Origin of the sequence: Pseudanabaena sp. lw0831, from assembly GCF_016584665.1 — a bacterium.
Lineage (GTDB): Bacteria > Cyanobacteriota > Cyanobacteriia > Pseudanabaenales > Pseudanabaenaceae > Pseudanabaena.
The window spans coordinates 16,317-29,098 of record NZ_BBJB01000040.1 but is presented as its reverse complement, the minus strand read 5'-3'; the positions used below and the strand labels follow the sequence as shown (position 1 = coordinate 29,098).

The 12,782-nt window shown below is 40.8% G+C and carries 14 protein-coding genes; 11 read left to right on the top strand and 3 right to left on the bottom strand.

Features of this window, described 5'->3' with window-relative positions:
- Positions 1-186: 186 nt before the first annotated feature.
- Entirely contained in the window at positions 187-1,494 is a 1,308-nt protein-coding gene (locus APA_RS07065; RefSeq protein ID WP_201321595.1) for a serpin family protein, read from the bottom strand.
- A gap of 350 nt (positions 1,495-1,844) precedes the next feature.
- Here APA_RS07065 and APA_RS07060 point away from each other — a divergent pair, with 350 nt between their 5' ends.
- The 4 genes from APA_RS07060 to APA_RS07045 all read left to right on the top strand — a co-directional run bounded on the left by APA_RS07060 (position 1,845) and on the right by APA_RS07045 (position 5,533).
- A complete protein-coding gene (locus APA_RS07060) occupies positions 1,845-2,255 on the top strand; it encodes a DUF4259 domain-containing protein (protein ID WP_201321594.1) in 411 nt (136 codons plus the stop codon).
- A 190-nt stretch (positions 2,256-2,445) separates the two neighbouring features.
- Complete coding sequence (locus tag APA_RS07055) at positions 2,446-2,649, top strand: hypothetical protein (RefSeq protein ID WP_201321593.1); 204 nt, start codon at positions 2,446-2,448, stop codon at positions 2,647-2,649.
- Positions 2,650-2,829: 180 nt separating this feature from the next.
- Positions 2,830-4,092 (top strand): ABC exporter membrane fusion protein, encoded by a 1,263-nt coding sequence (locus tag APA_RS07050; protein WP_201321592.1) that lies wholly within the window; start codon positions 2,830-2,832, stop codon positions 4,090-4,092.
- Between the two features lie 55 nt (positions 4,093-4,147).
- Positions 4,148-5,533, top strand: a complete 1,386-nt coding sequence (locus APA_RS07045) for an FtsX-like permease family protein (protein WP_201321591.1) — start codon at positions 4,148-4,150, stop codon at positions 5,531-5,533.
- Between the two features lie 213 nt (positions 5,534-5,746).
- Here APA_RS07045 and APA_RS25445 read toward each other — a convergent pair whose 3' ends face one another.
- On the bottom strand, positions 5,747-5,881 hold the full coding sequence (locus APA_RS25445) for a hypothetical protein (RefSeq protein WP_268961896.1): 135 nt from the start codon (positions 5,879-5,881) through the stop codon (positions 5,747-5,749).
- A gap of 209 nt (positions 5,882-6,090) precedes the next feature.
- Here APA_RS25445 and APA_RS07040 point away from each other — a divergent pair, with 209 nt between their 5' ends.
- From APA_RS07040 to APA_RS07010, 7 genes are all read left to right on the top strand, one after another.
- Positions 6,091-7,161, top strand: coding sequence for a hypothetical protein (locus APA_RS07040; RefSeq protein WP_201321590.1), 1,071 nt, complete (start codon positions 6,091-6,093; stop codon positions 7,159-7,161).
- 49 nt (positions 7,162-7,210) lie between these two features.
- Positions 7,211-7,615 (top strand): hypothetical protein, encoded by a 405-nt coding sequence (locus APA_RS07035; protein WP_201321589.1) that lies wholly within the window; start codon positions 7,211-7,213, stop codon positions 7,613-7,615.
- Positions 7,615-7,848 carry a hypothetical protein gene (locus APA_RS07030; RefSeq protein ID WP_201321588.1) on the top strand — a complete coding sequence of 78 codons (234 nt, stop codon included), beginning with the start codon at positions 7,615-7,617 and terminating at the stop codon, positions 7,846-7,848. The genes APA_RS07035 and APA_RS07030 overlap by 1 nt, the downstream gene beginning before the upstream one ends.
- A gap of 225 nt (positions 7,849-8,073) precedes the next feature.
- Positions 8,074-8,622, top strand: coding sequence for a DUF6036 family nucleotidyltransferase (locus APA_RS07025; protein WP_201321587.1), 549 nt, complete (start codon positions 8,074-8,076; stop codon positions 8,620-8,622).
- Entirely contained in the window at positions 8,622-8,906 is a 285-nt protein-coding gene (locus APA_RS07020; protein ID WP_201321586.1) for a hypothetical protein, read from the top strand. Before APA_RS07025 ends, APA_RS07020 begins: the two co-directional genes overlap by 1 nt.
- Positions 8,907-9,141: 235 nt before the next feature.
- The gene (locus APA_RS07015; protein WP_201321585.1) at positions 9,142-10,794 is read left to right on the top strand and encodes an FAD-dependent oxidoreductase; all 1,653 of its coding nucleotides are present in this window, start codon (positions 9,142-9,144) and stop codon (positions 10,792-10,794) included.
- Between the two features lie 62 nt (positions 10,795-10,856).
- Positions 10,857-12,275, top strand: a complete 1,419-nt coding sequence (locus APA_RS07010; RefSeq protein ID WP_201321584.1) for a sensor histidine kinase — start codon at positions 10,857-10,859, stop codon at positions 12,273-12,275.
- 223 nt (positions 12,276-12,498) lie between these two features.
- Here the strand turns inward: APA_RS07010 and APA_RS07005 are convergent, their stop codons facing one another.
- Positions 12,499-12,732 carry a hypothetical protein gene (locus APA_RS07005; RefSeq protein ID WP_201321583.1) on the bottom strand — a complete coding sequence of 78 codons (234 nt, stop codon included), beginning with the start codon at positions 12,730-12,732 and terminating at the stop codon, positions 12,499-12,501.
- Between the last annotated feature and the right edge of the window lie 50 nt (positions 12,733-12,782).

The window sequence follows — 12,782 nt, the reverse complement described above, 5'->3', positions numbered from 1 at the left end:
CATAACGATGAGCAAATGAACAGACAATTTATCACTAATAATTAGGCGGCTTTATCCATATATAACGCTCTAAGAGAGCGTTTGAGAAGTTTTGTTTCTGCCCCACTAGCCCCCAATTTGACTTTTCAAACACTCTCTAATTGATATTCTAAAACAAATAAAATTGCTTTTCCAGTTTTACTTGTTTTACTTGGGATTTTTAATTGCACCCATAAAGATAATCGTGCCAGTTTGCCGATCGCTAATTGTAAAGAAAAATGGGCGATCGACAATCATCTGAAATGGAGGTTCTTCGGAAGGCATTGCCGAAGTTACTTTCATCTCGACAGAAGTAGCTGCTGCCGCTTCTGTTCCTTCTTCGTTGACTTCTACAAAGGCTTTATGCTTTACATCTCCAATAAAGGCTTTAACGTTTGAGAGATTACGAAAATCTGCCTTGTCTGACTCGAAAGCAATCGCCATACCCAGATTTTGCAAAGCTGATTTGAGACTAGTCTCGTATTCCACTTTAAAGCGCGGTAATTGAATCAATCCTTCTTTGCGAGTGAATTTCGTTGACCATTCTTGCCAGTTCGTTGCCGTTAGTTGTTTCTGAAATCCCAAAAGACTTGATTTAGACTTTGGTAAGAAAATCTCCATGCTGAAGCGTCCAGTGCCATAGGGAAGACTAATTACCTGAAATGTCGGTGCGTCGTAATAGCGATACTCACCCGATCGCGACATGGCAGGATGTTGGATTTTTGTACCATCGGCAAGGGTAAAGGGCTGTGGCTTGGTGAGAGATTTTTCAAAGGGAGCTTCCCATTTACCTTTAAAATAAACGGCATTAATTAAAAAGAGCATACTATCCGCATCAATGCGGTCAACGATTTTATCGATTTTGTCCTTAGTATTTTTTTTTACCCAAGCATTAATCATATTTGCTGCATTAGGATCTTTAAAGTCAAGGTTGCTAATTTCGGCTTGATAGAATTCCTTCACTTTATTTAGAAAAGCCTGCTCAAATACAATATCCTTTCGCGCCCAAAGGGAGTTAGCAATGTTCAATTCCACATTGGTATCGCCATTGGCTAGTAATTGTTGAATATTTCGATTGAAGTCATTTACCTCATCGATTTTGATGCCTTGCAATTCTAAAGTCTTGGCGATCGCCTCTTGGGTTTCGCCACTCGCGCCGTTATAGGTCATCGATAAGGCGATCGCGACACTCGAAGGAGAGATAAATATATTCTTATTAGGATCTTGTTTGGCAATGCGATCGAATAGATTAAATCCAAAACTGGTACTTGCTTCAACTAATCGATCATCAAGTTTTACTTTGCGATTATCTGGGCGATTATTGATAATTGGTTTTGGGGATACAGCGACATTAATTGGTGTTGGACTCACTGTGCTAATTAGCGAAGCTTGAGGATTGCGAGTGTCTGGGACTGCACATCCTATTAAGGCTAATGCTAGCAGACTTATGAGCGTGGCGCGACAATAAGTTTTCATGATACTGATTTTAAGATATCTATATTTATATATTTTTAGTTTAGGACATTATTTGCGATCACTTAGAGCTGTTACATTTTCTGTAACTCAATAGCTATCGCCAAAATAGAGTTGCGGCGCGAAGCGCCGCAACTCTATTGGGCTTATGTCCTGATAAACTTTGCGACAGCTATATGCGATCCCAATGCATTTGTGAGATTAAAAGATTTGAGAGAATGCCCCACAAGGTGGTGCACTCTCTCAAATCTTTTATGATAGCTATATTCGATCGCGATTGACTTAAGGTGGAAATCTACGGTAATTTGCTCTTGCTCAGAAAAATGCATAATTTACTTTAGTAAGAGAGATTTATGGGAACTTGGGCTGTTGATTCCTTTGGAAATGATGATGCTTGCGACTGGACGTATGAACTTGAAAAAGTTAATGACCTTTCCCCAGTTGAGGAAGCTCTAAACGCAGTACTTAATGCTGGGGAAGAAGGTGTTGAAGCCTCTGAAGCAACTGAAGCGATCGCCGCGATCGAAGTTATTGCTTGTTTGCAAGGCAACTGGGGTAAACGCAGTGCTTATTCCGAGAGGCTTGACAATTGGGTTGAAGCCAACAAAATTCAGCCCTCAACTGCTTTAATCCAGAAAGCTCATTTAGCGATCGATCTCATTCTTGCTGAAAATTCTGAATTGAAAGAATTATGGCAGGATAGCGAAGAATATACAGATTGGTTAGCAGCAGTTACTGAATTAAAGAATCGTGTCAATTTATAATCGAACCACAATAAATTTTTAAAGGTGTTGCAAAGCAACACCTTTAAAAATTTATTGATTCGGGAGTTAGAGCATTGAAAAGGAACATGGATGTGTTAGCGAAGTTCCTCAAGTTGCTGGTGTAGAGACTTGGTCTGAAGAGATTCTAGGGATCGTTTTTTTACTTCTTTTCTGGAGAACAATTCCAGTAATGGCGCAAGTTAGAAAGGAACTTCAAAAGAGTATTAATGAATTTTATATCTTCCTTGTTTTACTTTTATTTGCTCTAACTGGTTTGGGCTTAGGCTATTTTTGGAACTTAGGATATCAATATTTTTGTTGTGAGCGCGATCTGACGAGTCAGAGAATCGTTAAGGTAATACCTAGCGATCGCAAGTTGCTTTTTGAAAATTAAGATTTTTGAGATCGCGAACATAAAAACAAAGAAGTAAGCCTTATCATGAAAAATTGTTAGATTTACTTTACTAAGTTAGCGCTAATGTAGGATGTCTCAGACATAGACAAACTGTTATAGCTTGGTAAACTATTGGCTAGTTTTTAAATCTGGTTTGAATTACATTGAGGCAAAGAGCATATGCAGGTAGATAATCAGGCGGATAAACAGGTAGAAACGTCTACGGAGATCGGTAACATATCGGGAGATACACCAAGCACAGCGGCTAGAAGTAAAACTAGTACCATGAAAAATGCTCTAGAGCCAAAAAGCTCAAACAAATTTGTAATCCCTGCGATCGCACTTGCCCTAGCCGCACTGGGCGTGAGTATTTGGTTTGTCATCGGACGTTTTAGTAGTAACCCATCCGCGTCTACACCTGCAACTAATACCAGTGCCAAAGATCAGCAAAAAGCAATTAGTGCATTAGGGCGATTAGAACCACAAGGCGAAGTCATCAAGGTTGCCTCACCCTCCGCACTGGGGACATCGCGCATTGTGAAATTGATGGTCAAAGAAGGTGATACGGTCAAACAGGGACAAGTGATCGCCATTCTCGACAGTTACGATCGCTCTGTGGCTGCATTACTCCAAGCTCAAAGTCAGGCTCAAGAAAGCGATCGCAATCTTGCTAGAGTCCGCGCAGGTGCAAAAAGTGGTGATATTGTTGCCCAAGAAGGGAATGTCATGTCTGCCGCCGCCAATATCAAATCAGTAGAAGCCAATGCGACTAGAATTAAATCTGAATTAGAAATTGCTGTTCGAGATTACAATCGCTTTCTTGAAGTTTTCAAAGAAGGTGCAATTTCCCAGACAATTCTTGATACCTATCGCCTCAAGGTCGAGACTTTGCAAGGTCAGTTTATGCAATCTCAGCAGCAAATTCAGCAAGCACAATTCCAGTTGCGTCAGTCTCAAGGGTTGCTCAGTAGCGTTAGAGAAGTCCGTCCCACAGATATCCAGTTTGCTGAAGCCCAACTGCAAACTGCGATCGTCAATGTCAAAAAAGCAGAAGTTGATCTTGATCTAGCGCAAGTTCGCGCCCCGATTGATGGACAAGTTCTCAAAATCAATTCTAAAACTGGCGAAGTTGTCAGTCAGACAAATGGAGTCATGGATCTTGGCAATACTAGCCAGATGTATGTAGTTGCGGAAATCTATGAGACTGATATCGGCAAAATCAAGGTTGGACAGACTGCCACGATTGAGAGTGAAGCCTTTGAAGGTCTGATTACTGGCAAAGTCGATCGCATTGGTTTGCGGATTGCCAAAAATGATGTCCTCGGTACTGACCCAGCCGCCAAGACTGATGTGCGGATTATCGAAGTCAAGATCAAGTTAGATGACAGTACCAAGGTCTCAGGGCTTACCAATTTACAAGTCAGAGTCAAGATTGACAATTAAGTAAGAGCGCGAAGCGCTCTTACTTAATTGTCAACTATTTATTAAAGATGAATTTATGATTTTTGCCGTACCTCTTGCTTGGCTACAACTTACTTACGAAAAAAGCCGACTGCTAGTTGCGATCGCTGGGATTACTTTTGCGGTGGTCTTAATGTTTTTGCAATTAGGATTCCGAGATGCTCTATTTAACAGCGCGATTCGACTACAAAGTAATTTGGTGGGCGACTTAGTGATTATTAGCCCTCAATCTACTAACCTAGTGGGAATGCGGAACTTCTCTCAGCGTCGCTTATATCAAGCCCTAGGGATGAAAGAAGTCGCTTCCGTAAATCCGCTTTACATTGGTATTGGGGCTTGGAAGATCAAAGAAGACCCAGCAGGACAAACTCGCAACATTCTAGTTCTAGGCGCAAATCCTGATGCTAAGGTCTTTAAGATGCCTGGTTCTATATCAAACATCGATCGCGTTAAAACTCAAGATGTAGTTTTATTCGATCGAGCCTCGCGCGCGGAGTTTGGCCCAATTGTTGGCGAGTGCGGCACATTAGCCCTAAAAGCACAATTTAATGATGAAGCTTTTGTCTGCAATAAATTGGTCAGTCGTGAAGTTGCCAATCGCAAACTTACTGTAGGTGGATTATTTGAGCTAGGAGCCTCTTTTGCCGCAGATGGAGCGATGATTACTAGTGATACTAATTTCCTCAGGATTTTTGATAATCGACGTGCGGGATTAATTAGTGTGGGATTGGTTAATTTAAAACCTGACACATCTCCTTATGAAGCGATGCGAAACTTTATTCTGAGTCAGCCAACTGATAATGTGATTTTGCCGCGAGAGAAATTACAACCTGATGGGAAAAGAATTCGGAGTTTATATCAAGAGAAGATTGGTGCAGATGGAAAAATTACCAGCGAAGAAGATAAGAATAAGGTCGTGATCTCTAAAGCTGATTTGACGGTGGAAGATCTCAAAAAGACCGAGGATGCAGCGATCGATGATACAAGAATCATGACGATCCAAGGCTATATTGACTTTGAGAAAGGCTATTGGCAAAAAAGCACTGCGATCGGCTTTATCTTCAGTCTTGGAACCGTGATGGGTTTCATTGTTGGAATTGTGATTGTCTATCAGATTCTTTATACTGATGTCTCCGATCACCTTGCAGAATATGCAACTCTCAAAGCGATGGGCTATGGGAATTTATACTTGGCTCAAGTTGTAATTCAAGAAGCTTTTGTACTATCGATTTTAGGCTTTATCCCAGGATTAGGAATTTCTTTCTTTCTGTATAACCTCACCAAAAATGCGACTCTGTTACCGTTGTACATTTGGGACAAAGCAATCCCAGTCATGATCTTAACGATAGTGATGTGTGTTATTTCTGGGGCAATATCACTTCGCAAAGTCCAATCTGCTGATCCTGCGGAAATTTTTGGATAGAGCGATCGCATTTCTAATTCCAATTCTCGAAAGTATAGGCACACTTTCGAGAATTGGAAAATAATCCCAGTAAGGCTTTTGAATCCTCAAAATAGCAACGCCACATTGAGGATTGGTATAATTCCAATACCCTAATGATGTCTATAGAAACCATGTAATCGATTTCGATGAAGAAATATCACTGTTCAAAATGTAAAAGCGATCGCCTAGAAATCATGACTTATAGTAATAGCGATCGCCTACAGCAAACCCTTTAACAGATAGATAATTGAGCTGATCGCACAGCTTTCTGGGCGGTGGCTCAACTTGATCGGTTGTGGATGGGAAATGTGGATTATTTCCAAGCACAGGTTTAGGAATGTTATGCTGAATTTTGATAAATAAAGCTCTATTCAGGTATATTAGCCTGCAAAAATTTTGTTATTACACTCATCGGTTTCTTTAGCTGACAAGCTTGTAATATTTATAATATGTAGATATTTATCACTTAATCTACAAGATAATATTAGCTATACGGTACAATTGAAGATAGAAGTCGATCAAAAAGTTCTTGCCAAATGACTCTTGAAGATAAGCCAGCTATTTTTCGTGTTCAATTTAATAGATTCGGGCCCAGTTTCTCGAAGATGCTTGGGTATATAGAAGCTTGGCATGAATTAGTTGAAGCTGCTACTGAATTCAGATTTAAATATTCTAATGGGGATGTTGTTGTTTCTATTGATTGGATGGGTACTAAGGATTTTATAGTTCAACAAGAGAGCAATATGATTGACTTAGACAGAATAAAAACGAAGGAAGATTTAGATGCAATGATTACAGAGTTTGAGGAGTATAGACGGCTAAAATCTGTTGGAGCTTTCAAATATAATCCTGAAATCGAATTTTGTATATATAACTCCTCCGACGAGTTTCGCAACTTTGAATATGTGACTAATGTGCTATATCAGCTTTTCCTAGTAATGAATCTTTCAGTTCCAGGTAGTTGTGATTTTGATTCAGCAATTATTCGCCGATTTGAAGCAGATCATGATACTTCTAGCAGAGAGGTAAGGCTTGGACTTAGTGGATTTACTATTGAATGTTCGATCCAACTAATTGATAAAATGAATTGGCCAGAAATTCATGCAATCCCTGTTAGAACCGTAATGCAGTGGCTTGAAAAAATCGGTTTTTCAAGGTCAAGCTTTGCTAATTCAAATACTGAACGCGCTATTTTTGGATTATTGTACTCGTGTATGCATAAAGAGCCTGATCCGACCACTTTAATTTGGTTATCCCAAGCAATGGAAGCTTTGTTCAATACGCCCCAAGTAGGTATCGCCAATACGTTAAAAGAACGAGCTTTTTTAGTATTGGGAGAGCCACATGAAAATCTCAACAAGGTTAAAAAAGATATTAATGCATTCTATAATTACAGATCGAGATATGTTCATGGCGAGATTTTATTACCTAATCCAATAGCAATAAGCCTTGTAGAGGATGAGGCATTAAATAAGTATCATAATGAATTATATCAACACTTGGAACTTGCAATGATTTTGATAGTAGCCTCTCTCCAAAAACTCATAATGGAGGATAGTAGTGGTTTTGATTTTTCAGAAACGATGTCGATGCAAGAATTCGTATAATTAAACAGCAATTGCGTTAGAAATTTAAGTTAGGTTTCAAGGAGTTGACATGGCTGAGTTCAAGATTCTCGCTTATATCATAGACTCTATGGAGGCGAATGGTGTAACTTCACAGGTTGTTAAGTTTGAAGTAGACCAAAAATTTGCGAATGAAATTAGCTCAAAATACGGCATCAGATATACAGTTTCTGACTTGAAGAAGGCAGTAGATAAATGCCTCGCAAATGAATGGCTAGCACAGCGTTCCTTTGAAAAATACAAAGATATTGGCATTACTCCAAAAGGCGTAGGGGCTGCACGGTCAAAGATAAAGTCAGAAGAAAATAAAAGTTCGCAAACGATCATTAAAAAAGCTTCAGATTACATAGAGGAGCATAAAGGATTGTTTGTTTTTTTTGGGTTTCTTATTGCGCTTGCCACATTTGCATCAAAATTTTTCGGAGTAACAAAGTAATGGAAAATAAAGAATTTCATATTTCGTTAAAGTGCTTTTTCTGTGGCTCAGACTTAAACATAGTCTCGAAAAAAGAATGTAAATCAGGAGACGTACTAAAGTGTCAAGAGTGTGGAGAGTTAAATGACTATGATTCATTGAAAGATATGGCAATTGAGGAAGGAAAGGCAGCTTTTGCAAGTTATGCTAAAGGTGAAATATCAAATATGCTGAAAGATATTTTTAAGAAATAAACAAAAAACTACAAAGTTAAGAAATTGATAGGCGATCGGGACATGACAAATCTACTTGGCTATTGAGTTTGGAGAAGTTATTGGCGATCGCAAAGTTAAGAAATTGATAGGCGATTCGGCTTAGATACATTAGGGCGATCGCATTAGATTTTCAAAAGTGCGATTGCCACTGAGCCAAGTGCGATCTGCTAAATTAGAGAAGCTCACCTGAACTGATGTCAAATTATGCGCTCAAATGTCGATCCTCAGAAAATCGAACAACTCATGAAAGCCTTAGGTAGAGAAGCCCGTGGTTCTGGCTGTATCTACTTTACAGGTGGCGCTAGTGCTTTACTCATTGGTTGGCGTAGTTCCACAGTGGATATCGATATTCGTCTAGATCCTGAACCACTAGGGATTTTTCAAGCGATCGCCAAACTCAAACAAGAACTGGACATCAATATTGAGCTAGCTTCTCCGCAGGATTTCTTACCACCACTTCCAGAATGGCGTGACAGAAGCATCTTTATTGCAAGATACGGTGAAATCTCGTTTTATCATTATGACTTCACAGCCCAAGCCCTTGCTAAAATATCTAGAGGATATAACCGCGACATTGACGATGTTCAAGCCATGTACGAACAGAAGTTATTTTCTTTAGAAAAATTACGAGATTGCTTTGAAGCGATCGCACCTGAATTGATCCGATTTCCTTCTCTTAATCCTGACATCCTGAGAAATAGGATTGAAAAATTCATTGAGCATTGTGAAAGTACATCAGAGAGAGAGAAATAATGGAGCTAAATGAATTACCAGGATCGGATTTAATCTTACTTGGGCTGGAAGATCTTTACCAAGGCAAAAATAATACTATCGGGTCACTATTAATCGCGATCGCATCCATACGCTTAACCGCAGCAGGCTTAGACATCCCAAAAGCTCCTCTACTATCAGAGCCAGAACTAGCATTGTATGCCCACCTTCAGAACGAACGTGATGATGCTTATGCTTACTACAATGCCTTGTTAAATAGCCTCAACAGCTTTTGTGCAGCACTTGAACTAAAATCCAAATATTAATGAACTGGAGTTTGAACAACAAAGAAAAATATTAGTTGAGCGATCGCCTAGAAATCATGACTCACGATAATAGCGATTGCCACCTTCCCTAACTCACAACTACAAACCCAAACTTAAGTACAGGATTTTATTAAACTTAGGGATAATTCAAGAAATAGCGATCGCTTCACAACAGATAACCTAGCTATTTTGTAATATAAATATAGTTGAGACCCGTTATTTCCCTAAGTACACCATGCTCAAGCCTGTAATACTTACCGTTGATGATGACCCCGCAGTATTGCAAGTGGTGGCTAGAGACTTACGACAGCAATATGGCGATCGCTTTCGGATTGTACGGGCGGACTCTGGAGCATCGGCGCTTGATACTACACAGCAACTCAAACTTCGCAACGAAGCGATCGCCTTGTTCTTAGTGGATCAGCGAATGCCGCAAATGAGTGGTGTGGAATTTTTAGAACGTGCCAGCGAGATCTTTCCAGAAGCAAAACGGGTGCTGCTGACAGCCTATGCCGATACGAATGCTGCGATCGCTGCGATTAACACCGCTAGATTGGACTACTACCTATTAAAGCCTTGGGACCCTCCACAGGAAAAGCTTTACCCTGCCCTTGATGACTTGCTCAATGACTGGCAAGCCAACTTTAAACCAGAATTTCAAGGCGTAAAAGTCATTAGCGATCGCTGGTCTCCACAATCTCACAATATTCGCGATTTCCTTGCCCGCAACCAAATTCCATATCGCTGGCTCGATATTGAAACCAATCCTGAAGCTCAGAATTTTTTAAAATATGCAGGCGACAAAGATAACCCCTGCTTGCCTTTAGTGATTTTGCCCGATGGAACAAAATTAGTTAAACCTAGTAATACTGCGATCGCCGAGAAAGTAGGACTCCAAACTCAAGCCGAAAAGCCATTCTACGATCTAGCGATCGTCGGAGGTGGTCCCGCAGGACTAGCCGCCGCAGTTTATGGTGCTTCTGAAGGCTTACGGACAGTAATGATCGAGAAGGAAGCTCCTGGTGGACAAGCGGGAACGAGTTCGCGCATCGAAAATTATCTAGGCTTTCCTGTGGGATTGAGCGGTAGTGACCTTGCTCGGCGGGGTGTTACACAAGCCAAGCGTTTTGGAGTGGAAATCCTCACTCCCTCCGAAGCAAAAAGTATCCGATTAGAAAATAACTACCGCATCATTACACTCGCTAATGGTTCGGAAATTAGCTGTCATGCCCTGATTTTGGCGATGGGGGTGGCTTGGCGCAGACTGAATGTGAAGGGCATCGATCAATTTACGGGTGCTGGTGTCTACTATGGCGCAGCTCAGACAGAAGCCTTGGCTTGTCAGAATGAGGAAGTTTATATTGTTGGCGGTGCAAACTCAGCAGGTCAAGCGGCGATGTATTTCTCTAAGTATGCGAGCAAAGTGCGAATGTTAGTACGTGGTGAATCGCTGACCAAGAGTATGTCTCAGTATTTAATCGACCAAATCGCGGGAACTCACAACATCGAAGTTTTGCCTTTTCACAGCGTTGTAGAAGTAAAAGGAAGTGACAAGCTAGAAGAGCTTGTCGTAAAGGATTTTCAAACAGATCAGTTGAAAACCTTGGCGGCGAGTTCTCTTTTTATTTTCATTGGTGCAACTCCCAGTACAGAATGGCTAGGTGATTTGATCGAACAAGACGATCGCGGATTTGTGAAGACTGGGTTAGATATTAACAAAACTACGCCTTGGCAATTAGAGCGCGATCGCTTTTTATTAGAGACAAATATTTCTGGGATTTTTGCTGTAGGAGATGTGCGCCACGGCTCAGTCAAGCGCGTGGCTTCTGGTGTCGGTGAAGGCTCAATTTGCGTGCAATTTGTCCATCAACATCTTGCAAATGTTTAATCCCAATGCAAAAGCATTGCTTCGCAATGCTTTTGCATTGTTAATAGTTTAGGAGATTTCTCATGCTCTGTGCTGATACTCTGTTACAACTTGAACTGTTCCAAACTTTGCCAATTGGAAAGCTTGAGTGGATCTGCGATCGCGTCCAGTCTATTCAACTCAAAGCAGGTGATATTCTCAGTCGAGAGGGCGATCGCCCTAATGGATTTTATATACAAGTAAGTGGGACTATTAATCTAAGTCGCAAGAGCCAAGGTGTCGATATGCCGATTGGTCGCCATGAGGGATTATCCTTTTTTGGCGAGATTCAAGTACTCTCTGACGACGATGTGCCTGTTACTTTAGAGGCTGTTTGCGAAGTGCAACTCTATCGTCTCTCCGCCGAAGATTTTCTCGAAGTACTACATTCCTGTCGCGAATTTGAGAAATTGATGTTTCGCACAGTACAGAAACGTTTGCGCGGTCTGGAATCCTTTATTCAAACCCGTGAAAAAATGGCAGCCCTAGGTACGCTCTCGGCAGGGCTTGCCCATGAACTCAATAATCCTGCGGCAGCGCTAGTTCGGGCTTTAAAGGATTTACAACCAACTATGCTTGAGCTGCAACGCATGAATCTGATATATGGTCAGCGCCAAGTCGATGAAGCGCATACTGCACAATGGGTAGAAATCCGCGATCGCGGATTTGCAGCGATCGCCAATCCATTACCTAATTCTCTAGAATTAAGCGATCGCGAAGATCGACTACTTGACTGGTTAGAAGACTATGGCGTACAGGAGGCTTGGAAACTGGTAGAACCTTTGGCTCTAGGTGGTGTTGAGCCTGAAATGTTATCGCCAATGATGGAGCCTTGGCGAGATGACTCTACAGAACTGAGAGATCTGGGATTGCGTTGGCTAGCTCTATCCTTTGATGTGATGGCAATGATTGACAATGGGCTTAATGGTGCAGAAAGAATCTCGACATTAGTACATTCCATGAAGTCATATTCCTATATGGATCGAGGCGCTCAGCAAAAAATTGATATTCACGATGGGATAGAAGATACGCTGCGGCTATTTTCCTTTAAACTCAAACAAGGGATTACAGTTAAACGTGAATATGCTGAGAATCTACCGCAGATTTTAGCTTTTGGGAGCGAGCTAAATCAGGTGTGGACAAATTTAATTGATAACGCAATTTATGAGTTGGAGAACAAAGGTACATTTGACGGATCGCCTTCAACGATTACGATTCGCACTTGCCGCAAGGACAAATGTGTAATCGTAGAAATTATTGATAATGGACATGGCATCGCTCCAGAGGTGAAAAACCGTATTCTTGAGCCATTCTTTACGACTAAACCAATGGGGAAAGGTTCGGGATTGGGACTAGATGTAGTCAGACGCATCATCGAAAATCGTCATCAGGGAAGTCTTGCGATCGAGTCAGGCTCTGGTAAAACCTGCTTTATAGTGTTTTTGCCCATACAAGAAGCTTAATCAAAGGATATAGCGCTTCAGAATCGCTATATCCTTTGATTAGCGTAATATAAGCAATGTAAGTTTTGCTTACAGCGCTTTCAAAAAATTTCTTGTGGTTCGTTTGATTGGTAATTGCTGTAGGACATAAAACCCAAAAGATGAGTGGCGGTGCGAAGCGCCGCCACTCATCTTTTGGGTTTTGATTTGTCCTATCTATCTCTTGCATTGCTATAGGACTAATTTACTTTGAGGGTGATTTAGTTGTAAGAATAAATTTAAGGAATGAATAGGTCTCAGATTTAGAAAGTCTAAACTTTTCTCCTGAATGGTCAATAATATACTCACCTAATACCTCTCCACAGGCTGTACAGGTATAAGTGCCGATCTCAAGCAAATCGATACTCAACTGCCGAATTTGTTCTTCTAACCATTGATTGCGATTGTCCATAATATCTTTAAAATAACCTGAATCCATTGCTATCTCCGTATTATTGACTGATAGAGTTTTTTGTTGTGACTAAGTTG

What these genes read in the sequence shown, in the direction of transcription:
- APA_RS07065 (WP_201321595.1), bottom strand. Translation starts at nt 1,494, where the DNA reads ATGAAAACTTATTGTCGCGCCACGCTCATAAGTCTGCTAGCATTAGCC.
- APA_RS07060 (WP_201321594.1), top strand. Translation starts at nt 1,845, where the DNA reads ATGGGAACTTGGGCTGTTGATTCCTTTGGAAATGATGATGCTTGCGAC.
- APA_RS07055 (WP_201321593.1), top strand. Translation starts at nt 2,446, where the DNA reads ATGGCGCAAGTTAGAAAGGAACTTCAAAAGAGTATTAATGAATTTTAT.
- APA_RS07050 (WP_201321592.1), top strand. Translation starts at nt 2,830, where the DNA reads ATGCAGGTAGATAATCAGGCGGATAAACAGGTAGAAACGTCTACGGAG.
- APA_RS07045 (WP_201321591.1), top strand. Translation starts at nt 4,148, where the DNA reads ATGATTTTTGCCGTACCTCTTGCTTGGCTACAACTTACTTACGAAAAA.
- APA_RS07040 (WP_201321590.1), top strand. Translation starts at nt 6,091, where the DNA reads ATGACTCTTGAAGATAAGCCAGCTATTTTTCGTGTTCAATTTAATAGA.
- APA_RS07035 (WP_201321589.1), top strand. Translation starts at nt 7,211, where the DNA reads ATGGCTGAGTTCAAGATTCTCGCTTATATCATAGACTCTATGGAGGCG.
- APA_RS07030 (WP_201321588.1), top strand. Translation starts at nt 7,615, where the DNA reads ATGGAAAATAAAGAATTTCATATTTCGTTAAAGTGCTTTTTCTGTGGC.
- APA_RS07025 (WP_201321587.1), top strand. Translation starts at nt 8,074, where the DNA reads ATGCGCTCAAATGTCGATCCTCAGAAAATCGAACAACTCATGAAAGCC.
- APA_RS07020 (WP_201321586.1), top strand. Translation starts at nt 8,622, where the DNA reads ATGGAGCTAAATGAATTACCAGGATCGGATTTAATCTTACTTGGGCTG.
- APA_RS07015 (WP_201321585.1), top strand. Translation starts at nt 9,142, where the DNA reads ATGCTCAAGCCTGTAATACTTACCGTTGATGATGACCCCGCAGTATTG.
- APA_RS07010 (WP_201321584.1), top strand. Translation starts at nt 10,857, where the DNA reads ATGCTCTGTGCTGATACTCTGTTACAACTTGAACTGTTCCAAACTTTG.
- APA_RS07005 (WP_201321583.1), bottom strand. Translation starts at nt 12,732, where the DNA reads ATGGATTCAGGTTATTTTAAAGATATTATGGACAATCGCAATCAATGG.